Source organism: Cyclobacterium qasimii M12-11B, from assembly GCF_000427295.1.
In the GTDB taxonomy this organism is placed as follows: domain Bacteria; phylum Bacteroidota; class Bacteroidia; order Cytophagales; family Cyclobacteriaceae; genus Cyclobacterium; species Cyclobacterium qasimii.
Window position 1 is genome coordinate 1 of record NZ_ATNM01000096.1, and the last position, 22649, is coordinate 22649.

Annotated in this window: 19 protein-coding genes; 17 read left to right on the top strand and 2 right to left on the bottom strand. The window is 36.6% G+C overall.

Annotation, left to right across the window (positions count from 1 at the left end; genetic code table 11):
* The 4 genes from ADICYQ_RS27400 to ADICYQ_RS09900 all read left to right on the top strand — a co-directional run.
* Window positions 1-655 (top strand): hypothetical protein (locus ADICYQ_RS27400; RefSeq protein WP_040415562.1); only part of this gene is annotated, 655 nt, incomplete at its 5' end.
* Window positions 656-831: 176 nt separating this feature from the next.
* Window positions 832-1347 (top strand): UCP032817 domain-containing protein, encoded by a 516-nt coding sequence (locus tag ADICYQ_RS09890; RefSeq protein ID WP_020893059.1) that lies wholly within the window; start codon window positions 832-834, stop codon window positions 1345-1347.
* Window positions 1348-1553: 206 nt separating this feature from the next.
* On the top strand, window positions 1554-2120 hold the full coding sequence (locus ADICYQ_RS09895; RefSeq protein WP_020893060.1) for a methyltransferase domain-containing protein: 567 nt from the start codon (window positions 1554-1556) through the stop codon (window positions 2118-2120).
* A gap of 730 nt (window positions 2121-2850) precedes the next feature.
* The gene (locus ADICYQ_RS09900) at window positions 2851-4797 is read left to right on the top strand and encodes a hypothetical protein (protein ID WP_146948446.1); all 1947 of its coding nucleotides are present in this window, start codon (window positions 2851-2853) and stop codon (window positions 4795-4797) included.
* Window positions 4798-5038: 241 nt separating this feature from the next.
* Here the strand turns inward: ADICYQ_RS09900 and ADICYQ_RS09905 are convergent, their stop codons facing one another.
* Complete coding sequence (locus tag ADICYQ_RS09905; protein ID WP_081652327.1) at window positions 5039-6793, bottom strand: DUF5060 domain-containing protein; 1755 nt, start codon at window positions 6791-6793, stop codon at window positions 5039-5041.
* A 1089-nt stretch (window positions 6794-7882) separates the two neighbouring features.
* Here ADICYQ_RS09905 and ADICYQ_RS09910 point away from each other — a divergent pair.
* The 6 genes from ADICYQ_RS09910 (at window position 7883) to ADICYQ_RS09930 (ending at window position 13006) form a co-directional block, all read left to right on the top strand.
* Window positions 7883-8929 (top strand): hypothetical protein, encoded by a 1047-nt coding sequence (locus ADICYQ_RS09910; RefSeq protein ID WP_020893065.1) that lies wholly within the window; start codon window positions 7883-7885, stop codon window positions 8927-8929.
* Window positions 8878-9435, top strand: coding sequence for a Fic family protein (locus ADICYQ_RS28460; RefSeq protein WP_235114541.1), 558 nt, complete (start codon window positions 8878-8880; stop codon window positions 9433-9435). Before ADICYQ_RS09910 ends, ADICYQ_RS28460 begins: the two co-directional genes overlap by 52 nt.
* A 111-nt stretch (window positions 9436-9546) precedes the next feature.
* Window positions 9547-10494 (top strand): beta-propeller domain-containing protein, encoded by a 948-nt coding sequence (locus ADICYQ_RS09915; RefSeq protein ID WP_020893067.1) that lies wholly within the window; start codon window positions 9547-9549, stop codon window positions 10492-10494.
* Window positions 10495-10705: 211 nt separating this feature from the next.
* Complete coding sequence (locus ADICYQ_RS09920; RefSeq protein WP_146948450.1) at window positions 10706-11194, top strand: hypothetical protein; 489 nt, start codon at window positions 10706-10708, stop codon at window positions 11192-11194.
* Between the two features lie 124 nt (window positions 11195-11318).
* Window positions 11319-11867, top strand: a complete 549-nt coding sequence (locus ADICYQ_RS09925) for a hypothetical protein (protein WP_040415573.1) — start codon at window positions 11319-11321, stop codon at window positions 11865-11867.
* Window positions 11868-12148: 281 nt separating this feature from the next.
* Window positions 12149-13006 carry a hypothetical protein gene (locus ADICYQ_RS09930; protein ID WP_040415576.1) on the top strand — a complete coding sequence of 286 codons (858 nt, stop codon included), beginning with the start codon at window positions 12149-12151 and terminating at the stop codon, window positions 13004-13006.
* A gap of 623 nt (window positions 13007-13629) precedes the next feature.
* Here the strand turns inward: ADICYQ_RS09930 and ADICYQ_RS09935 are convergent.
* The gene (locus tag ADICYQ_RS09935; protein WP_020893072.1) at window positions 13630-14943 is read right to left on the bottom strand and encodes a serine hydrolase domain-containing protein; all 1314 of its coding nucleotides are present in this window, start codon (window positions 14941-14943) and stop codon (window positions 13630-13632) included.
* Between the two features lie 258 nt (window positions 14944-15201).
* Here ADICYQ_RS09935 and ADICYQ_RS09940 point away from each other — a divergent pair, with 258 nt between their 5' ends.
* The 7 genes from ADICYQ_RS09940 to ADICYQ_RS09970 all read left to right on the top strand — a co-directional run bounded on the left by ADICYQ_RS09940 (window position 15202) and on the right by ADICYQ_RS09970 (window position 22617).
* Complete coding sequence (locus ADICYQ_RS09940) at window positions 15202-16257, top strand: metallophosphoesterase (protein WP_020893073.1); 1056 nt, start codon at window positions 15202-15204, stop codon at window positions 16255-16257.
* Between the two features lie 333 nt (window positions 16258-16590).
* Window positions 16591-17175 (top strand): Crp/Fnr family transcriptional regulator, encoded by a 585-nt coding sequence (locus ADICYQ_RS09945; protein ID WP_020893074.1) that lies wholly within the window; start codon window positions 16591-16593, stop codon window positions 17173-17175.
* Window positions 17176-17234: 59 nt separating this feature from the next.
* Complete coding sequence (locus ADICYQ_RS09950; protein WP_020893075.1) at window positions 17235-17726, top strand: hypothetical protein; 492 nt, start codon at window positions 17235-17237, stop codon at window positions 17724-17726.
* Between the two features lie 24 nt (window positions 17727-17750).
* A complete protein-coding gene (locus tag ADICYQ_RS09955) occupies window positions 17751-18236 on the top strand; it encodes a succinate dehydrogenase/fumarate reductase transmembrane subunit (protein ID WP_235114543.1) in 486 nt (161 codons plus the stop codon).
* Window positions 18237-18987: 751 nt separating this feature from the next.
* The gene (locus ADICYQ_RS09960; protein WP_020893077.1) at window positions 18988-20454 is read left to right on the top strand and encodes an apiosidase-like domain-containing protein; all 1467 of its coding nucleotides are present in this window, start codon (window positions 18988-18990) and stop codon (window positions 20452-20454) included.
* A 237-nt stretch (window positions 20455-20691) separates the two neighbouring features.
* Window positions 20692-21747, top strand: a complete 1056-nt coding sequence (locus ADICYQ_RS09965; RefSeq protein WP_020893079.1) for a metallophosphoesterase — start codon at window positions 20692-20694, stop codon at window positions 21745-21747.
* A gap of 327 nt (window positions 21748-22074) precedes the next feature.
* Window positions 22075-22617 carry an STM3941 family protein gene (locus ADICYQ_RS09970; protein ID WP_020893080.1) on the top strand — a complete coding sequence of 181 codons (543 nt, stop codon included), beginning with the start codon at window positions 22075-22077 and terminating at the stop codon, window positions 22615-22617.
* Window positions 22618-22649 lie beyond the last annotated feature (32 nt).

Below are 22649 nucleotides of genomic sequence, written 5' to 3' on the forward strand. Positions count from 1 at the left end.
AGTTATAGATGAAGAATTTTACCAAAAACAAATAATTGAAAAAAAAGAAAATGTTTTAAGAACTGGAATTAAAGGATTTGTAAAATTTGACAAAAATAAACTAACCGTAAATCCATATCTAATTAAAGATAAATACGGTGATTTTGGAAAAAGAGATGTATATTATTATGAACTAAAAAATAGACAAACTATAAAATTATCGTTTAATGAATGGACAGTTTCTGCACTAACTATTCCAATTAAATATAGATTCAAGAATAAAGATGATGGTATTAGCGAAGAGTTCACTACTGACTTTAATGCAAACTTATTTATCGGAAAAACTTTATTTGGAAAAACATCTTTTTTCCATCGAAAAGATGTAGACAATATTACTAACACCTATAATTTAACTGGTGGTATATTATTAGGGACTTCAACAGTAAAATTAAATGCAAGTAATACCTCTGCAGCAAATCAGCCATTAGACTCTGAAATTGAACATACTAAAGGATTAGGCACAATAGGGTTAGGACTGTCTTATAGTTATAATAAAATTAATCTTGGTGGTTTTATAGGTTGGGATTATAGTGTCGGGGACAATGCTAAAAAATGGAATTACTATAAAAAACATTGGATTGGATTTGCTTTAGGTTATTCATTATTTAAATTATAGAAATACTTTTCATGACTTTATTGTCATTAATTAGTTCGTTTTTTTTAACAAAGCTAGACATTTGGTAGTTTATTTATCAAAATATTCTTAATAATTGAATAAAATATAACGTGAATTATGTCTCTAATTAAACCAAGAATTTACTTATTTCTTTGACATTAATAATATATTTACCTATGGATGATTTAACAATAGCACATGCGAAAGTCCAATTCGAAAAGATTAAGGATTTTGATTTGACAGAAATAGCTCTAGCACATCGTATTGAAAAAGGCATAGAACTTGAAGAAGCATTAGAGAGAACTATTGAACTAAAAAAATGGCTAGTAATGGCATCAGTAAATCCTAAAGCTAATTATCAAATTACTGGACCAATTGATCAGATTTGGCATACTTTTTTAAAATACACAAAAGTATATCATGAATTTTGTACTAAATTAGGGAAATTTATCCACCACATTCCTCAGGACCAAACACAACTACTTGAATCTAGAAACAATAATGATTTGTTTACACAGATGACTAAAAAATTTGAAAATGGATATCTTTCTATAATTAAAGACTATAAAGAAGTTTTTAATGTAAATCCACCAATAAACGTGTGGCCAAAAGAAGTAAAGAATCATTCATCAGATAGTGGAGGCGGTTGTGGTGGAACAAGATGTGCAGTTTTTTGTAGTTATCCGGACTAACAAAAAAATAAGAATTAAAACAAGCTAAATTCATTTAGGCTTTTTAAAAACTTAGAAATCAAGGTAGTTACATTTTTACTTTAAACAGTTTATGTTTTTACCAAGCAACTACATATAATAGGTAATTATTAATCTGAGACAGGGCAATAATTATGAGTCATCCGGATAACTAGAGATATTAAAAATGCATAACATTTTAAAATGAGATGAACAAATTTTATGAGAAAAGTGCTCTAATACCAAATTTAATATTAATTCATTTTTTGAATAAATATGATGGAAAGATAATTGATAAAAAAGCATATGATTTAGGCTCTGGAAACGGTAACGATGCGCTATATTTATTGAAGAATAATTGGGATGTAATTGGTGTTGATAAAAATAATGAAAGTAGATATTTTATTGAGCGAAACATTCCAAATAAGTATGAACTAAAATTTAAATTTGAGCATTCTGATATAAAAGATTTGTCATGGCAGAACATTTCATTAATTAACGCATGCTTTGTATTTCCATTTATGAAAAAGACCTGTTTTTATTTAATTTGGTCTCCAATGTGTAAAGTACTTAAAACCGATTCATTTTTTGTTGGTAATTTCTTAGGATTAAATGATGATTGGAAACACGTTAATTTATTTAGTGAAAATGAAATTAAAAACCTTTTTTACAACTTTAATATTCTACATTTTAAAGAATACGAAAATGATTCAGTTACAATTGAACAAAGATTAAAACATTGGCATGTATATGAAATCATTGCTCAAAAAATATAAAAATCAATTAAAGCACTTCCTTATCACATAAGGACGATAATACAAGACACCTAATCAAGAGTAAACTATAATATCAATAATGTAAATTTTAAAATTGAAGATACAGAATCGCCTTATTATATAAGAGTTGAGCTAATTCTAAAGAAGTAAAATGAATTTGAATTCCACATCGGCTGTAATTGAAATAATAATGTGATAATAAATTTAGGTCAAATTAGCAATATTTAAAAAAAGAGGAGAGTCAAATTTAACATTTGGAATTGATGTTACGCTGTTTGGAAAATAGATTCTTCAGGACTAAAGCCACATAAAAACTTACTAGAAAGATAAGAATTACTTTCATCATTTTAAACAAAAAATAAATAAACTATACCCAATAACCAAGTATTCTGACGACTGGAACCCTTCGCCACCCTTCGACAGACACAGGGACCATGCTCAGGGTCCAAATCACCTAATACGAAACTAATATTACTATGAAGAATGGTCTCCCCCCTTTACTTTTGCGTTGGTAGAATTAAAAAGTCCCTGCTTTTAAGTTATTCTTTGACCTAGGGTTCTTTTTTGCCTATTTAGCAAAATCTATAAAAACCGGAGCTTCCTTACTAAAGCCAATAAGAATTGCAATATCACTCAATAAGAATGTTATTTTTGACTCTGGAAGATCGTTTTATTCTTTTAAGGGCTATTAGAGTTTCGCCCTTAAACAAAAACCCAATTTAATTAAGTCATGATGAAAATACCTAAGGCCTTAACAATCCTATTGATACTAGTGAACTTTTCAGCTTTAGCCCAGACTATTGACGCTTCAATGGCTAAAGTTGGTGATCTATCATTACTAAAGGAGCTTCCAATGCCTACCAAAAGTGGTAAATTAATGGCTCCGGTTGTTGATATTATGCCGCACCTAAGGGGTTTTCATGGTTATAAGGAGGTCAGAGATGAAATGATATTTCTAAAAAAATTAGGCTTCAAGAGGGTTTACTTTATTTTGAGTCAGCCCGGTTATTCTGCTTTTTCCGACCCAACCATTTCCGTGATGTCCCCTGATAAGGGCACCGGAAATCATACCCTCGAATCTATATTGGCACTTGGAGATCCGAATTATGTCTATTTATACGAAGCCCAAAGATTGGGCATGGAAGCCTGGGCAATTATAAAGCCATACGAGTCAGGAACAGGATTTACCATTCCACACGGCGCCTCTACTGCGCTTAGCAAACAAATCCCGACCATCGGAGGACAACACATCAATTTTGATAATTTAATAGCCAACAATCCTGAATTAAGAATCAAAAGAAAGCCTGAACAAGATTCTATCTTACTTAGGTTAAAGGAGCCTATTCAATCCTTGGAAGTTGCTTTTAGTCTAGATGCTTTCAGAGATAAAACATCGGCTAAGAAATATTTTGAATTTAAGGGGCTTTCGGATGCAGCAATTCAAATACCTGAAATTACCCTTTGGCATAGCGAGGACAATGGCAGGTACACTAAATATGAGGGGGAAATAAAGGTAGCGTCAAAATTTGAACACCGTAAGGTAAAAGATGCCAACGGATTTTTGGTTGAAGATTTACCAAAGCGATTGTTGGTTTTAACACTAGAAGATTTTAACATACCTGAGCAAGATTCGTATTTGGCAATAACCCTTGGACAGCATAAGGATTTATACACCATTCCTTATTCAATGATACGCGTATTTACCGCTTCAGGAGAAATCCCAATTACTACTGGTATTCATGTAAGAAGTCCATTAAGTAAAGAAGAAGCAATGAAATCTCCGGAAGACAGAGAATGGGGGCTGGAGGATAAAACTGTTAAAGGTGAAAAGGCGAGCAACTTGTTTATGGATTGGGGTTTTGAATTTGAATTTCAAGGGGCAGGTTTTTGGGGTGATGGTTGGACTAGTAGTCCGGTGTATGGAATAGCAAAAGGCAAGCGAGAATACATGGGAGGAACCCCTTGTGAAGCCTACCCTGAAGTGCAGGAGTATTGGCTGGACCAAGTAGAGCGCGTGACGAAAATGGGATTTGACGGAATTGATTTTCGACTCCAAAATCATTCTGGAATGGTATCTGATTATGTGAATTATGGGTATAATGAACCCATTGTAAAACGTTACAAGGAAAAATATGGTGTTGATATACTAGAGGCAGAAGCAGATCCATTGAAAATCATGGAAATCAGAGGGGAATATTTCATGTCATTTTTAGAAAAAGCGGCTGATGTGCTACACGCCTCAGGTAAAAAAATGCAGGTTCACTTGCGCCAAGCACATGAAGAGCCCCTATTGTCCGATGATTTTAATGAATTGGGTTTCTGGGCCATGCCTAAGGTCCTTATTGATTGGAAAAAAGCAATTGATTTGGCCGATGAGGTAACCCTTAAACATTATTATAATGGAGATTACCAACCTTTGATGGCAGATAGCATTAAAACATACGCCAATAATCAAAGGAAACGGGTCTGGGTTCACAATTACTTCACTCAAGGTGATGGTGTGGAATACGATTTTTTAAGTGACATAGAAAAGGACAAAAGAGTAGGGGGAATTCTATTGTACGAAGTAAATAGAGGCCTTTTATATACTGGTTTTCCTGATGACAAGTGGGGACAAAATGAAGCGAATATTAATAAATTACAGGAGGTGTTGCAAAAATTAAGTGCTGATAGATAAGTGGCAACGTTGGTCCAAGTCCGTTTTTCTTTCTTTTATAATTCGTCTTATATCCGCATAGGAGTACTTGGCTTTATTATCAGCTCAAAAAAAACAGCCTGAGTGTTTTTCGCTCTCAGGCTGTTTATGTACCCCCTATCGGACTGTTATGGCGAACTTAAACAGCCAACGTCTGAAGGAATACAAGGCCAAAGTCCGGAATGCCTTTTCCAATTAAAGTAATATCAGAATTTTTAAATGACTACTCTGCAACTGTAAGTTTGAAAGCCCAACTTTGCTTTTTATTGGGAGTCTCAGGGAGTGTGATTTTTCCACTTCCAAGAGAAGTTACTTCTGCCTGACCTTGCCACCCTCCATTATCAATGTCCCACCATGCGAGCTGATACTTTTGCGCTATTGGTAAATCTTTAATTATAATATCACGATCCATGGTTACTACAGGAACAATTCCCAGTATTGTTTGATGGTCTTCCGAAATTGCCAATGCAACAAATTCATCGTAATTATCAACCAAGTGTGTAACCGAAGCAGGCTTCAATGTTCTGTAATCATAACCTTCATCGAGTATAAAAGAAGCCAGGTGTTTCATTTTAGCAGCACTCCAGCGATTAAAACCATTTATATGTGGATCACCCGTTTTATAATGCGTGCCACCCCAATACGCATCACCCCAAACATAGCCAGGAAATCCGCCGTTCAAAACACATCCGTAAGCTATAAACAAAGCATATTCATCCTGACTCATCCCGCCTTGTGGACTGTTAGCCCACCAAAAATCCGGATAAAAGCCCTCAATATTAAACCCGGGCTTGTTTGTCTGGTAAAATATTTCGCGCAATTCAGGAAATGCAGTATCATTTTCCCTTGCATTGTTATTGCTTATATTGTGAACATCCAAACCGGCCTGTATATTACTGTTCCAGTAATCATGGCTGCCGACGTGGGGAGTCATTGCTGTTCTTGGCTGCCCGTAAGGCATGGAACCCAGCTCAGAAATACTTTTCTCTAACATGCTGCTCCATGTGTTTTTATTTTGGTCTTCGTCCATATGTAGCCAACTATAAATCATATTGTAACATCCCCATCGAGCCCAAATATATCTCGTATAATTCATAAAAGCGTCCTTCTCAATGCTGCTTTCATTTGGCCAGGCTTCACTCCTTCGCACACTTTCCAGGAAAATAACAAAACCATTGTCCGAGAAGTATTGCCATTTTTTGTCAGCTTGCTGAAAATAGCCCGGATTGATGCGCAAGTGGTCACAATCATCGCCATTGATCTGAAAAGGAGTTGTTCCATCCTCAGCCACTTTTTCACCTTGTGTGTTTTTATGCCAAATTCCTTTAATATTGTCCGTTGGGAAACTTGAGATTATATTGATGCTGTTAAATCCTTGTTTTTTTCGAAGGCCAACTGCATCCTGAAAAGATATATTCGAAACGCCTTCCGAAGAACTCCAGCGATATGTTCTGGTAAGTGCAGACCACCATGTATCTCCAATTAGAAAAAAAGGAGTTCCATCGGCATATTCCAGGCTGCGATTGTTTGACGCGGTCCTGATAAAACCTCGTCTGTTTGGATTAATTTCTTTTTCAGCTTCCGTCCATGCTTCAGCTGTAAACGATCCGTTTTTGCCATCCAGACCATTGTCCTTGGTTTGACCAGTACCTGTAGACCAATTCCAGGTACCTGGTTCAGTGGCTACCAACCTTGCTTTCCATGTGTTTTCACCATCCCAAAAAGTGGGTATTGTGTAGGTTTTTCCTCCGGGTCCGTTTAAAGTTACGTCAAAATTAACATCCATATAAGGATTGTTATATTTGTTATTTGCGCTAAAGCTAACTTCTACCACCTCATACACATGCACTGCAAATACAGCATTTAAACACATGAATAACATCAATGTCAACTTGATTTTCTTACTTTTAACAAGCTTCTCTAATATGCTATTGAATATCATTTTCCGATCATTATGTGAGACGCATTGTCGTTTCATGGGATATAATTTATGGGAATTAAAAAGTTTATATGTTTAATTTACCTCAAATGTTTTGAGTATTCTAAGCTTTATTTTTCCGAATAGTGTCATCAAGCCTTTTTTCCAATGCTTTAACCCGAAATATGCAATAGACATTCTATTACGTGGTGAAATCGCTTTAAAATCAGCCACTTCGTTGCTGTTTTCAATTTCACCATAGCGGTGCTATGCTAAAATCTCCAAACAGCCTGATTTTCTTGCGATTGCAACACTCATCACGAATTCTATTACATAATCTGGGTTTAAAAGTAGTGTATTTCGCTTTAACTTCTCCAATGCTTGCTAATTCCTATTCCAGGAATTGTTTATGGAAAAAACGTATCATTTTCTTCAATTACTTCCTGGCTGAATTTACTAAGATATCTGATCAGATCCTTGTACACAATATCATTTACATGTAAGGGGATGGATTGCATGATATATTTATCCAAAAGATTCAAATTTTCGGGATAAGTAGATTATAGATTAGCAGTGTCGTACCTTCAGGCGCTTCTCTATAATAAAATTAAGAGATCAATTTTCCCTGGTTCGCCGGTTTGGGTGGCGTTTTGAGGTAATAGGAAAACATAGATATATACTATTTTCTTGGCAGGGCTGACAAAGTAATAGTAGTAATCAGAATTAAACTTTGAGCCACAGCCTAGCAGCCTTTCCTGCTAAGCCTTCACCTGGCCACTCACGACAACCCTCTGTGAAAAATCAAGGAAAGAATTGCGACTTGCTAATACTTCGTACAGGTTTTCACCGGCTGGAATAATTTGGTATCTTAGATACCAGATGACCATGCTGAGCACACACAAAGGCTAAACTGCATTAAAACGCAGTTTAGCCAAGACCTTGTATCCCATAACTAGAAAATTGAGAGAATGCTCTTGATATAGAGGATTCTTTCTTAATCCTTTTTTAGTCAACATCTCTTGCAATTGGTTATCAAGCTGCCGATATTACATCAACCAATAATAATCGCACATCATTAAACAATAAACATAGCTCTTCCATGTTTAATAATGATCACACAGCGCTAATCAATAAATACGCTACGAAAAAATGGCAACACCTGGAGAAAAATTAGCAGAATCCTTAGAAAAACTCAAAGTTATTCAAGAAAAAGGTATTGTTGGCATCAAAGCAAGTGACCTCTCCAGAGTTCACAAAGAAAGACTTATCAAAAATGGATTCATTCGAGAAGTATTAAAAGGTTGGTATATCTCTGCACCATACCAGGAAGAAAAAGGGGATAGTACTTCATGGAATATTTCATTTTGGAAATTTTGTTCTCGTTACCTTCAAAACCGTTACGGAGATGACTATTGCATATCAGCTGAACAATCGTTACAAATACATGCAAGCAACAACTCAGTACCAAAACAACTTATAATAAGAAGCACAAAAGGAAATAATCTTCCAACCGATTTGATTTTTGGTACCTCTATTTTTGTCATGAAGTCCACTCTTCCAGACAAAGCAGAAATTGAAGAATGGAATGGTTTGCGAATAGCAAATCTGGAAGCCTCAATTGTACATTCTACTCCATCAATATTCTCTAAACAATCCACAGATGCACGAACGTCTTTGATGATAATTAAAGACGCTTCTGAGCTACTGAGAATCCTTTTAGACGGAGGACATTCCAAAATCGCTGGAAGAATTGCCGGGGCCTATAGGAACTTAGGACAAAATAAAATTGCTGATGATATCATTAAGACCATGAAGTCTGCTGGGTACGATATTAGAGAAACTGATCCTTTTAAAGACCTTACACCAGATAATTTCAACTCAAGGGAAAAATCCCCATATGTTAATCGAATAAAACTTATGTGGTACGAGATGAGAAGTATAATCATTGATGTTTTCCCCAAGGAGCCAGGAATCCCAAAAGACAAAGACACTTTTCTAGAGAAAATAGAAGAACTATATACCACAGATGCATATCATTCTCTATCAATAGAAAAATACAACGTTACCTCAAATTTAATCGAACGTGTACGTTCTGGAGATTGGGATACAACAGGAAATGAAGATGACAAAAACAAAAAGACACCATGGCAGCACGTGGGTATTGGCTGGCTTTTAATGCTGTCAAAAAGAGTATAATTAAAATTTTAAATGGAAAAAATGCTGGCCTAATTGCGGATGCAGATCACGGTGACTGGTACAGAGAATTATTTGGCCCTGGTGTAACAGTAGGATTACTAAAACCATCTGATTTGGCAGGATACCGAAACAATCAAGTCTATATTGGACGATCAAAGCATACTCCTATAAACAAAGAGGGTGTAAGGGATGCAATGCCTATATTATTTGAACTATTAGAAAATGAAGAACATGCAGGTGTGCGAGCAGTTTTAGGACATTTCATTTTTGTATATACTCACCCATATATGGACGGCAATGGACGGATGGGACGATTTCTTATGAATGTAATGTTGACCTCAGGAGGATATCCCTGGACTGTTATTCCTGTTCAAGAAAGAGAGAATTACATGAATGCTCTAGAAAGTGCTAGTGTTGATCAAGATATAGAACCATTTGCAAAATTTATTGCATGGTTGGTAGCGTCTGTCCTAAAAGGAAAACCAGTTGCACAACTTAATAAATAGAAAAGGCATTTTACACTAAACGTTGACAGAAATAAGAGAAATGACAGACAGCATCAAGAAAACCTGGAAAGACCCAGTAGGCCTATTTTTGAGTATCATAATCCAAAAAACATGAAACTACACAGCTACCTCCTTTTGCTATCTGGCATACTTGTTTCTGCCTGTAGTTCTCCGAAAAACAATTCGGGCGAATCTGCAAAACAAACAATTGCGGCAGAAATCACCCACTCCTTTTTTATTGCAGGGCCCGACTTTACGGGAATTTTGGGCGAGTCAGGAGAAATCCTTTGGGATGCTGAACGTCCAGGTGCGAGAGATGGATATGTTTTGGACAATGGACATGTATTGATTTGCTGGTCAGAAGAAGTACTAGAGTTTAACAAGGATAAAAAGGTCGTATTCCGATATGAAAAGTCAGCGTTAAACAAGGAATTAGGTACCGCTGTTCGTTTGGATAATGGCAATACCCTCATTACAGAATTAGGAGATAAGCCTCGAATATTGGAGGTAAACCAAGCGGGAGAGATCGCTGTAGCCGTTCCTTTGCAACCTGAAACCGACAATGCACATATGCAAACCCGTATGGCCCGAAAATTAGCCAACGGAAACTATCTTGTCCCCCATTTATTGGCCTTTGCGGTTAAAGAATACAGCCCTTCGGGCGAGGTACTACAGACTTTCCGTACAGATTTACCCGAATTAGGTGGTCGAGAGGCTAAAAACTGGCCATTTACAGCAATTCGTCTTGCCAACGGTAATACCCTGATCAATTTAACGAATGGGAATAAAACAGTTGAGATGGATCCTGCTGGAAAAGTAGTTTGGAAAGTAAGCAATGAAGATTTTGAAGGAAGCCCTTTTCAAGATCCTTGTGGTGCCCAGCGTTTACCCAATGGAAATACAGTGATTGCGAGCTATGGAGCGAAAGAGGGGATCAAGCTTTTTGAGTTAACCCCTGAAAAAGAAATGGTCTGGAAGTACGAAGGGGTGAATAGAGTGCATCATTTTCAGGTATTAACAACAAATGGAGTAGCGCTGAAAGGAACCCCTTTGAAATAATAGGGAGAGAATGTCCTTTAGAATAAAGGAAATTATAGACTTGGAATGATTTGCCTTTTTTTAAAATTATAACGTCACTTAATAACCAAGCATTCTGTTGGCTGGCCCATTAATTTGATAAAGAATAATAAACCGATGAAGTTAGAAGCATAGTCCACATTTTCACAAGTCCGAGATTAATCATGTATAAATACAAACGTCATAAAGCATTTTGAGAAAAGTATTCCAAATAATAATTATTGTGCTGATTTCAGTCTCTTGTTCCAATTCAAAAAAAGGAATTTTTACCGAAAACAGGGTTCTTCATGTTTACGACTTGGGCTCTCTAAAACGAACTGAGGACTACAAACTGATAATTGAAAATAGAGACACTCTAATCAAATACGAATACAAAAATCTAACTGACCAAAGTAAAAACATAAATGTATTCTACATACCCAAATCAAAATTATTAAAATTTTCAATGTGGGAATACATTCCAAAAGAAGGGGGAAATTTTAAAATACCTTCTCTTTCAAAAAGGGAATTTATTTATTACGAAATGAAAGAACCGGAAATAGATGGAACTAGCCCTATTCTGTTTAATCCTGAATATGGTATTTTAGGAATTGGTAATGTAATGGCACCTAATTTCATTTACTTAAAAAACAATGCGGATTTAAATGTTACAGAAAATATAATTGAGAAATTAATAAAATAAAAATCTTTTTCAGCTATGGCTATAAATTAGTCATACTGTTTCATATAAACCAATTCCAACACTTCTAATCCGGCTAGATTCCTATCATGAAAAATATTAGTCTAATCGTTACCGACAATTCAGAATGAAAAAATCCTTGAAAATTATTGGAATCTCAATCCTATTACTGATTCTATTTAGAGGAATCATTTTCAGATTAGTAATCACATACAACGAAATTGGAACACGTCCAGAAACTGAGATAAGCAACAGGAATCTAATTGAAAAAATCGATAGTAAATTGATAAACAGAGCAATCAACTTGAAAACAATTATGGATATCGCTGATGAGATAACGAATGAGGAATTGAAATTTACAATAAATAGGGCTTCTATTAATCCAAATGAATTGATAAATACCAATGAAGCAAATTGTGTAGGTTATTCAGCAATGTATAATTCAATCGCAAATTATGTCATAAGGAAGAATAAATTGCAAAAGGAAATTAAAGCTGAACATAAGGTTGGGAAATTAGAAATGTTTGGCATTAATCTCCATCAGTTTTTTGAAAATCCATTTTTCAAAGACCATGATTTCAATGAAATAACAGATAAAACAACTGGCGTTAAAATCTCGGTTGACCCAACTTTGAGTGATTACTTGTGGATAAATAGCGTTGCTAAAAAGGAATAAAACGTTGCTCAATCGAGTAGCGTTGAGGAACCATAAGTTCACAGCCTGTCCTAACCCTTTGAAAAATCAGGGAAAGAATTGCGACTTGCTAATACGGCGGGCCACAGCTTGTCCCTAATTTAATCAGGAGCGCCCGTACTAAAGGGATACTGATGAACCTCGGCACAAGTTTTCACCCTCTGGAATAATTTGGTATCTTCAATGTCAGATTCCCATGCTGGGCACACACAAAACCTTAACTGCATTAAACCGTAGTTAGCCAAACGTTGGGCATAATCATCATGACGTATAGAAAAACATATAGGATATTTGAGAAGGAAGAGAGAGAACTAGTTTATGAAGACATCCTAAATGAATCAGGCCAAATAATCTCATTTAATGATTATCAATCCCCAGGTCAAACCGAAGGCTATAATAAATATGATGTTAATGGAATTCTAATTTGTGAACGGGAACTAACAGATGGAAAAGAAGGATCAAGAACAGAATACTCCTATAATTCAAATGGGGATATCGTAAGTAAAAAGCTCTTTGTGGCAGGAGAACTCTTTGAGGAGATGATTTTTGAATATTTGGATAAAGGTTTCGTCAAAAGGACAATCCAACATGAGGAAGAAATAGAACGATTTATTGAAAACGAGGATGGAATTAAATTTTTAAGGGAGTTCTTTGAAGGCCATGAATTAATTGAACGGCATGATGGAAAATATGACCCTAAAACTCGAACAGAACGGATAAGGATAACCGATAATGACGGGAGATTATTAGCGACTAGATTTCAGGAATTTGATGAATCGGAGAACTTACTGAAATATGAAGAGAAAAATGAAAATGGAAATGTTTTAGTTTTAATTGAATACAAATATAAAAACAACGAAATTGTTTTTGAGAAACATGATAACTATTTAAATGAGAAATACTACGAAGTAGTTTACGAATACGATTCTTGTGGGAATTTAATCAGTCAAGAAATTAGAACACCCTCGGGCAACCTTCTTGAATATCAAAAACAGATGTTTGATGAGCAAGGCCGACTAATCAGTGAAAGTGGATATTCGGTTGGTAGTTTTAATGCTATTTATGGAACGTATGTTCAAGGAGAGAAGTACACCTTTGAACACGAATATGAAGAGAAATAGGCTATGCCCAATAACTAATCATTCTGAGAGCTAGCCCTTCGACAAGCTCAGGGACCGTGCTCAGAGGCCAGGCTTAGGGTACACTTCAGTACCTTGGGAATTAGGGTTAATATGGGGAATGGTTTTCTCCTTTTGTTTTTTGCGCTTGGAGAATTAATAAGTAAGTGGTTATAGGTTGTTCCTTCGCCTTTTTCAGAAGATTAGGGCCATTTTTCTGATGGTTTAAGTGTGGTTTTCCCTCTACTTCTAATAGTTATCGACAAGGAATTTTTTGAGCTATAAATCAAAGTCAGGCACATTTTAACAGGCTTTTTCAATGAAAGATTACTTTTTTTCATAGCATAAAATATTGACTATTAACGATAGGCCTAATGTAGGAAGAAATGGCTATAACTGCCGGCTTCCTGGGAAGGGTTGGTTCAACAATGTATAAAAACAATAGCGGTTTGGGGGTTAACTCGAACTGCTTTCACATTTAATTATGTGCCTATTTCCCGAAAAGTAAGTATGGTAAAAAGCGCTACTGCACTTGACCATAGCACTAACCATAAAAGAGAGATAAAAAGTAGAACCCTGTAAGACGGGAACGAATCTTGTCATTAAAGCATTTGACTATAAAGCAGTTACTGTCCAATTTGTTTGCCTATAGAACGGACAATTCGCAGCAAATTCTCGTTGTTTTCAAGGTGAGAATTATTTTGCCAATTTGCCATTAAGACTATGACGACTTGATTATCGTAATCAGCAAAAATAAACTGGCCGAATGAACCTACCGTATACATCAACGCATCGTCTCGCAGTATCCAGACATGATTTCTGTACTCCTCTATTTGACCCAACAATTTATAGCTTGACTTAGAAATTGTTAGTGGTTGATCAAATGTTGATTGAAAATAACGCTCAGGGATTATTTCGCGACCTTTATAACTACCTCTATTTAACATCATTTGACCAAATCTAGCAGCATCCCTAAGGGTTATTGCCATTCCAAAACTAGCACCTGGATTACCGTCTTCATCAATTGCAACAGCTCCATCATATCGGGCTTGTAAAGGTCGCCAAAAAGTTTCTTCTATCAACTCAGCATATTGCTTACCTGTTACCTTCTGGGCAATCATAGCCAACACCTGTGTATTCATGTCGTTATAGGAGAATTTAGTGCCGGCAGCAAAAGTGGGTTCCTGAAACTGCTGAATAAATGAAAGAACAGAACGGCGTTTAACCCCTAGCCCCTTTGGCTTCAGTCCCAGATGAATTTCACTCAAATAGCCATAATCCCCAGCCTTATGATAACTGCCAAAATCAGGAAACCCAACTTCCATATCAAGCAGATTTTGCAGTGTAGCCCCTTTAAAAACGTCGGCATCCAAGTCAGGTAAGTATTCGTTTACATTTGCTTCCAAGTCTACTAAGCCCTCGTTCGCTAGCTTGTGTATCAACATACCAGTGAACGTTTTTGAACTAGATTGTAAAATTTGAATATCATGTTTTTGCATTCCTTGGTCATAGGTTTCAAAAACCAATTTGCCATCATGCATAACGGCAAAGCCTTTCATTTGTATTGACTTCAGAAGGTCTGGCAATAGCACCTCTTTCTCCTTATTAACAGGAATCCTTAGCTTCTTGAGATTGAATGGGTCATTTTTTATTTCGGCAAGTGCTGGCGCTTCAGGGTCAGCGTGGATAGTAGCCATCGGTATAAACTCACGTGGATGATGACTTGCATAACGACTATAAGGCCAATGTTGCCAGTTAAGGAGATTGATATCACTACGATCGAACGGAGTATTAAATGGCATGTCGCGTATCGCGTCAAGTTTTTGATTAATTTTTATTGCCTCTATATCTTGACCGCTGGTTTGTGTGCTGATAAATAAAAAGCATAACGCAATAAATATTTGACTTGCCAGATAGACGGCTTTAAAATTTATAGCCATTTTTTTCTTAAAAATAGAGAAATTATACCATGTATTTTTAATACAAAGCCTTTGTGTATACTTTGCCTTTCGTAGTTAAGTTGCATTATTCAAGACCAAAAACGCAGAGTAAAATCAAGTCTTACCACATTTCAACTTTACAACTACAGAAAAATAAAGCAATAACGACCGGTAATATCAAGCATTTAACGGCTGGCCGCCCTTCACCACCCTGTTTTTCTTCGTAAATTTGTTGACTAAGAAATAATCATACTACTAATGAAATATACTAATTTAGGTAGAGGGATGCGCTTGTTTTTGCCACTAGCATTTATCGCTATTTTTAGTTTAGTAAATGGATGTGCTACCCTTAACAAAAGCGCCGCCAATAAACCTTTTACAATTATCGTTCTGCCCGACACGCAAGGCTATGCGGACACCAGGCATAAGGAGACACAGAAGCACTGGCCAGGAATTGGTGATCAGCGTGACAGTTTCTTTATGCAAACGGAATGGATCAAAAAGAACCGAAAGAAGCTGAATATCGCATTAGTGGCACATGTTGGCGACATCACACAGACAGACCACTATGAAGAGTGGAAGATAGCAGATACCGCTTTCAAGACCATTGACAACACCGTTCCTTATATATTGTCCTCGGGAAACCATGACATGGGATACTCAGCAAAAGATCATAAAACAAGTCATTCCCGTGAAAGCCTACTTAGCTCCTACTTCAAACCTTCTCGTTTCACAAAGAACCCTTTGTACAAACCGCTTTTCGGTTTTAATAAAAAGCTGCATTTTAAAGAAGATGGGCAAACTGAAAACTACTACCTCTTCCTAAAAGAAGGCGAGATGAAGTTTCTTGTATTTAGTTTGGAGTTTAAACCTCGGGACGAGACCCTTGAATGGGCGAATAAAGTGGTAGCACAGCATCCTGAATACAGGACCATCATCGTCACACACAGTTACCTAAGCAGAAAAAAGGGAGAACGAACAGGTGCTGACAGCTATTTGGTGAAAGGCAACTCAGGTGAAGAAATGTGGGAGAAATTTGTTAGCCAACACAAGAATATCTTTCTGGTTCTTTCCGGCCATGCCATGGAGAATTTACTGAGCAGCAAAGGCAAGCATGGAAATATTGTGCACCAGGTTCAGGCAGATTATTGGTATTGGGACAAGCCTGAGATCAAGGCAGGAAGTGGTTTCTTACGCATCATGACTTTCTACCCTGAGAAAAACAGTATTGAGGTGCAGACTTATTCGCCTGTAACGGCTATGTTCCTAACACGTCCCACAAGCATGTTTACTTTGGATTACCCTATGCAGTAGAAAGGTAAGTAGGGATCTTGACAATAAGTATCAACCCAAATAAAATGCTGCAGCAGTAGGCACAATGCCTTCCCTTTGGACATGGGAGTACACTTAAAATTATCGATAGATCTTTTTATTGAAACCCTTATAAACCAAAAAGCCCTGTCCGAAAAGTTGTATTTTGGCTATTACCAATAAAAATGTGGTCTTTCCACTAGCATCTCTGTCCGAAATCCTTAATTTGATAAAGAAAACAAATCAAAGGGGTTGGCTACATAGCGTGTATATACGCAACTCCAATGTCTATAGATGGATATATACAGATATTGGCATTCATTAAAACAGAACTCTATGTTAAATGAAATTATCAGAAAAATTACAGAAGAGTATTCCGTTTTATCAAAGGAAACTATTGATGATTGGAAAGAAAACAGCAAAATTCTAGAGCTTAAAAAAGGAACTCAATTAGTCAAAGAGGAGAAGTTTACGAACAAACTGTATTTTATTTACAAAGGAAGTGCAAAAGCATATCACTTAAAAGACGGGAAATTAGTTACAGATTGGTTTGCTTTCGACAATCAATTTATTTGTGCTATAACAGGTTATTTCCTGAAAGCACCAAGTGAGCATTGTATTGAACTAACTGAAGACAGCATTATTCTAGAGTTTGAGCGCGAAAAATTAACAGAACTATCAAATCAATACCACGATTTTGAAAGGCTTTCAAGAAAAGTCATAACCAGAATAATGCTTCAACTTCAGCAAAGGGTTGTTTATCTACAATTCGCAACTGCTATAGAACGATATGAATTCTTGCTAAAACAATTCCCTGAAATCGAATCACACATTTCATTGGGTGATATTGCCTCATATATCGGAATAACACAAGAAACTTTAAGTAGAGTAAGAACAAAAAAATACGGTGATTTGATTTAGGTCAAAAGATTTGTGCCCTTCAATTAAGAGCTTTGTTTGAACAACCAAATCAAGGCATTATGGACATAAAAGAAAATTGGCAGCTTATTAAAAATCATTTTAATGTAAGTTTTAAAACAAGCTTGTCCGTTTCAATTGCCTCTGTTACCAAAGACAATATGCCAACAGTGACACCAATCGGAACACTGTTTTTAAATATGGACCATACAGGTTTTTATTTTGAAAAATTCCCAAAGACAATACCGGAAAATGCAAAAACGAATAAAAACATATGTGTTTTAGGCGTGAATAGCAGCAAATGGTTTTGGCTAAAAGCACTTTACAAACTTCAGTTTAGTTCATATCCCGCAATTAGACTTTATGGTGAATTGGGAGAAAAAAGGAAAGCATCAGGAATCGAAATCTCAAGACTAAATAGACGAATGAATGCAACCAAAGCCTTAAAAGGAAATGCTTATTTATGGGGGGATATGGAATTTGTTCGCGAAATAAAATTCACAAAAGCAGAAGGGGTAAACATTGGAAAAATGTCAGACGGATTTCTAAAATAAAATCATAGCTAACAGAGCTTAAAAATGAACGTAAAAAAACTACACTACTTCTCAGGAATTACGATTACAATTTTCGTAGGCCTACACTTATTTAATCATTTTTATAGTCTTTTTGGAGCAGAAGCCCATATTAATCTGATGAATGATTTAAGGATTATTTATAGGAATGTAATTGCTGAAACGATATTGCTTGTTACCGTTGCCACACAAATTGTTTCGGGAATAAAATTGTTCTTAAAGAAACGTAAAACGAAATATGATTTATTTGAAAAACTTCAAATTTGGACAGGACTTTACCTTGCTATTTTTTTAGTATTTCATTTAAGTGCCGTATTATTTGGCAGATTGGTTTTGGAGCTAGACACTAACTTTTATTTTGGAGTTACTGGACTTAATACGTTTCCTTTAAATTTGTTTTTTATCCCATATTATGGACTTGCAATCATTTCGTTTTTCGGACATATTTCAGCAGTTCATTCGAAAAAATTAAAGAAAAATATTTGGTATTGAACCAATTAAGCAATCTTATGGAATTTTAATTATCGGAATACTTTTAACCGTAATTATATTATATGGATTGACAAATGGATTCAATGGAGTAGAAATACCAAAAGAATACAATATATTGATTGGGAAATAAAAACGAAATGTCAATCGAGTAGACGGCCATAGGCTATAAGCCCACAGCCTGTCACGACCCTTCGGGAATGCGCCACTCACAGTTCTGCTGAGCTTGCCGAAGTACCACCCGGTCGACTGGGGGTCTAGTACCTGCCCTACCTTCGGGCTCTTCGATAAAATGATTTCTTAAGATCATTTTTTTTTTACGCTAAGCCCCAGTTCACTGGATTGTAGGTTGGGATTTGAGGTAATAGGAAACCATAGACTCGTAACCTTTTCTTCTTAGGCGTGACAAAGTTATAGTAGTAATCAGAATTAGACTTTGGGTCACTGCCCTGCCGACTTCCTGCTAAGCCGCCAACAGATCTCTCATGGCAAACTACCCCTGTGAGAAATAAAGCAAAGCTTTGCAACTTGCTTATGGTTTGCACGAGTTTCACCCTCTGGAATAATTCGGTATATTCGATCTGGACACATGCACACAAATAAGGAAACTAAAGAAAATATTCGCCCATTTAACAAAGTTTATTAAGCTTTAGAGAAATTTAAATTCTAGCATTTTAAAACGAATAAAGCCGATAGAATTAAAAAAGAAAACCTCATTTAAGATGCAAAATCCATATAACCAAACTGCTAATTCATGAAAAAAAACATTCTAATTGTACTCCTATTTTTAGTAACACTTCAGATAAGTGCGCAGCAGCTTGATGGCCCATTAAAGGTTCACCCAGAGAATGGACGTTATTTTACCAATAATTCAGGCAAAGCAATTTACTTAACCGGATCACATACCTGGGCTAATTTTCAGGAAAGCAAAACACCCGACGAAGCACTTTTCGATTATGAGGCCTATTTGAAAATGCTTAAAGCCCACAATCATAATTTCATTCGTCAATGGACCTGGGAGCATTCTAAAAACGCTTCCTGGACTAGCAATGAGGTTATTTTCTCGCCACTCCCCTATAAAACAGTTAAAAAAAATGGCAAAGAAATGTATGATGTTTCCCAATGGAACGAAGCTTATTTCGAGCGCCTTCGCAATCGAACAAAAGAAGCCGGAGACTTGGGGATTTATGTTTCTGTCATGCTTTTTCAGGGCTGGAGTCAAAACCGCTTAAAAACACCCGGCAGTGATCCTTGGGAGTATCATCCACTCAATCCTGTCAACAATATAAACGGAGTTGGACAATCGGTTAAAAACAATGGTTTTGATGATGAAAAAATGGGCACTTTACATTCGATGAACAATGGCGATGTACTTGCACACCAGGAAGCGTATGTGAAAAAGGTAATTGAAACAGTAAATGATCTAGACAATGTTCTCTACGAGATTATAAATGAAGGCGGTACCAAAAAATGGCAATACCATATGGTTAATTTGGTAAAAAGGATGGAAAAACCGATGCCCAAACAGCACCCTGTGGGCATGACGCATGCTGTGGTTGTCAACCCGCCAATGTTTAATGATGATTTATGGGAAAGCCCTGCAGATTGGATATCCCCCACTCCGGAGCCCATTTCCTGGATGTACAAGGGCACTGATTATGTTCAGGATTATAAAAATGATCCTCCGGCAAATACTGGCGAAAAAGTAATTATTCTTGATACAGACCACTTGGGAGGCCATTGGGGTACCTATATGTGGGCATGGAAATCATTTGTTCGTGGGCACAATCCTATTTTTATGGATTCGTGGGTGCCTTTGGCAGGAAACTACGACAGGAAGCAAAGCCCTGGCATATTTTATATCGGTGGCGTTACAAAAAATGATGCCGACCATCCCGATTATGAACCTTTGCGTGAAAACATGGGGCAAATTCTTGAATTGGCAAATCGCATCGATTTAGTAAATATGACGCCCCAAGACCAACTCTGTTCCACTAGGTTCTGTCTTGCCAATCCCGGTGAAGAGTATGTAGTGTATTTGCCAGATGGCACTGGAACCTTAGACCTAAGAGATGCAAATGTAGAATTTGAGGTAGAATGGTTTTTCCCGGTACTCAATAGAACCATCAAAGGAACAGAAACACTTAAAGGTGGTAGTTATAAAGCAATCGTTGCTCCATTTACAGGTGCTTCAGTTTTGTACTTGAAGAAAAAGAAGTGATTGCATGGAAAATAGCCTTTCAGGTAGATCTAGGTAGTGAAATAGCTCACAATTTTGATCCCAAAACACATCTTGAATCTCTAAAATCGATAAAATTCCAGAATAACTAAAGATAAATTATCCTACAAAGATTTGGGTCTATACATTAGTGGGTAGGTCGGAAGACTAAAAAAACAACTGATCTATATCCGGTATAAATTTTTCAAATTTGTTGGCAAAGAAATAATCATACTACTAATGAAATATACTAATTTAGGTAGAGGGATGCGCTTGTTTTTGTGGCTAGCATTTATCGCTATTTTTAGTTTAGTAAATGGATGTGCTAGCCTTAACAAAAGAGCCACCAATAAACCATTCACGATTATCGTTCTACCTGATACCCAAGGCTATGCTGACACGAGGCATAAGGAGACACAGAAGCACTGGCCGGGAATTGGTGATCAGCGTGACAGTTTCTTTATGCAGACGGAGTGGATCAAAAAGAACAGAAAGAAGCTGAATATCGCATTAGTGGCTCATGTTGGGGATATCACACAGACAGACCACGATGAAGAATGGAAAATAGCCGATAAAGCTTTCAAGACCATTGACAACACCGTTCCTTATATATTGTCCTCGGGAAACCATGACATGGGATACTCAGCAGAAGACCATAAAACAAGTCATTCCCGTGAAAGCCTACTTAGCTCCTACTTCGAACCTTCACGTTTCACAAAGAACCCTTTGTACAAACCGATTCTCGGCAGTAATAAAAAGCTGCATTTTAAAGAAGATGGGAAAACCGAAAACTATTACCTCTTTCTGAAAGAAGGCGAGATGAAGTTTCTTGTGCTCAGCCTGGAATTTAAGCCTCGGGACGAAACGCTTGCATGGGCGAATAAAGTCGTAGCACAGCATTCTGATTGCCGGACCATCATTGTCACACACAGTTACCTAAGCAGAAAAAAGGGAGAACGGACAGGTGATGACAACTATTTGGTGAAAGGCAACTCAGGGGAAGAAATGTGGGAGAAATTTGTTAGCCAACACAAGAACATCTTTCTCGTTCTTTCCGGACATGCCATGGAGAATTTGCTGAGCAGCAAAGGCAAGCATGGAAATATTGTGCACCAGGTTCAGGCAGATTATTGGTATTGGGACAAGCCTGAGATCAAAGCAGGAAGTGGTTTCTTACGCATCATGACTTTCTATCCTGAAAAAAACAGCATTGAAGTCCAGACTTATTCGCCTGTAAGGGATAAATTCCTCACACGTCCCACAAGCATGTTTACTTTGGATTACCCTATGCAGTAAAAGGAGAAGCAGCGCTCTTGACAATAAGTATCAACCCAAATAAAATACTGCAGCAGTAGGCACAATGACTTCCCTTTGGACATGGGAGTACACTTAAAATTATCGATAGATCTTTTTATTGAAACCCTTATAAACCGAGAAGTCTTATTTTGGCCTTTTAAATTAAAAATGTCAGCTCTCCACTGGAATCCTTGTCCTAAATTCTTAATTTGTTATAGAATTACAAATCAAAGGGGTTGGCTACATAATTGATATATACGGAACTCCGAGATTAAACATGTATATATACAATTGTTGTAGGTCATATCAGAACGCAAGAACGAATCAATGGAAATACCTCTAAGTAAAACCAAGATCATCCTTTATTTCATTGGCGCCTTAGTATTCGTTCTATTAGGAGTCATTTTCACATTTGAACCAGCAGCTTATGTCTCCTTCAGATATCCGAGTCCAACATTTATCAGAATCGGTGGAATAGCGAGTCTTGTTTTTTTTGGAAGGTGCTTGATTTTTATAACTCGAAAACTTCTGGATTCTAAAATAGGGCTGAGAATTAGTGAGGAAGGAATCTGGGATAATTCCAACGTGTTTGATCTCGGTCTAATCGAATGGAAAGATGTGACAGGATTTAAGACATTCAAAATTTCCTTCACGAAGATCATAGTAGTTAAGACAAGCAAACCAGCTAAATATATTGATCGAGCAAAAAATGGATTTGCGAAAAGAACAGTGAAGTCTAATAATAAAACACTGGGTTCACCCTTAACAATAATGGCAAGTTCTCTATCCATTAAGGCAGATGAACTTGAACGACTGCTAAAGGAGCACCTGGAAAAAAGTAAAACACCTTACAATAACAGCTATGAATGAATGGGGTTTTGTCAGTCAAGAAACTTTGCCGG

Coding starts and splice junctions, on each gene's coding strand:
- ADICYQ_RS09925 (WP_040415573.1), top strand. CDS start 11,319: ATGAAAAAATCCTTGAAAATTATTGGAATCTCAATCCTATTACTGATT.
- ADICYQ_RS09950 (WP_020893075.1), top strand. CDS start 17,235: ATGGACATAAAAGAAAATTGGCAGCTTATTAAAAATCATTTTAATGTA.
- ADICYQ_RS09945 (WP_020893074.1), top strand. CDS start 16,591: ATGTTAAATGAAATTATCAGAAAAATTACAGAAGAGTATTCCGTTTTA.
- ADICYQ_RS09905 (WP_081652327.1), bottom strand. CDS start 6,793: ATGAAACGACAATGCGTCTCACATAATGATCGGAAAATGATATTCAAT.
- ADICYQ_RS09895 (WP_020893060.1), top strand. CDS start 1,554: ATGAACAAATTTTATGAGAAAAGTGCTCTAATACCAAATTTAATATTA.
- ADICYQ_RS09890 (WP_020893059.1), top strand. CDS start 832: ATGGATGATTTAACAATAGCACATGCGAAAGTCCAATTCGAAAAGATT.
- ADICYQ_RS09960 (WP_020893077.1), top strand. CDS start 18,988: ATGAAAAAAAACATTCTAATTGTACTCCTATTTTTAGTAACACTTCAG.
- ADICYQ_RS09970 (WP_020893080.1), top strand. CDS start 22,075: ATGGAAATACCTCTAAGTAAAACCAAGATCATCCTTTATTTCATTGGC.
- ADICYQ_RS28460 (WP_235114541.1), top strand. CDS start 8,878: ATGGCAGCACGTGGGTATTGGCTGGCTTTTAATGCTGTCAAAAAGAGT.
- ADICYQ_RS09965 (WP_020893079.1), top strand. CDS start 20,692: ATGAAATATACTAATTTAGGTAGAGGGATGCGCTTGTTTTTGTGGCTA.
- ADICYQ_RS09935 (WP_020893072.1), bottom strand. CDS start 14,943: ATGGCTATAAATTTTAAAGCCGTCTATCTGGCAAGTCAAATATTTATT.
- ADICYQ_RS09910 (WP_020893065.1), top strand. CDS start 7,883: ATGGCAACACCTGGAGAAAAATTAGCAGAATCCTTAGAAAAACTCAAA.
- ADICYQ_RS09940 (WP_020893073.1), top strand. CDS start 15,202: ATGAAATATACTAATTTAGGTAGAGGGATGCGCTTGTTTTTGCCACTA.
- ADICYQ_RS09955 (WP_235114543.1), top strand. CDS start 17,751: ATGAACGTAAAAAAACTACACTACTTCTCAGGAATTACGATTACAATT.
- ADICYQ_RS09915 (WP_020893067.1), top strand. CDS start 9,547: ATGAAACTACACAGCTACCTCCTTTTGCTATCTGGCATACTTGTTTCT.
- ADICYQ_RS09930 (WP_040415576.1), top strand. CDS start 12,149: ATGACGTATAGAAAAACATATAGGATATTTGAGAAGGAAGAGAGAGAA.
- ADICYQ_RS09900 (WP_146948446.1), top strand. CDS start 2,851: ATGATGAAAATACCTAAGGCCTTAACAATCCTATTGATACTAGTGAAC.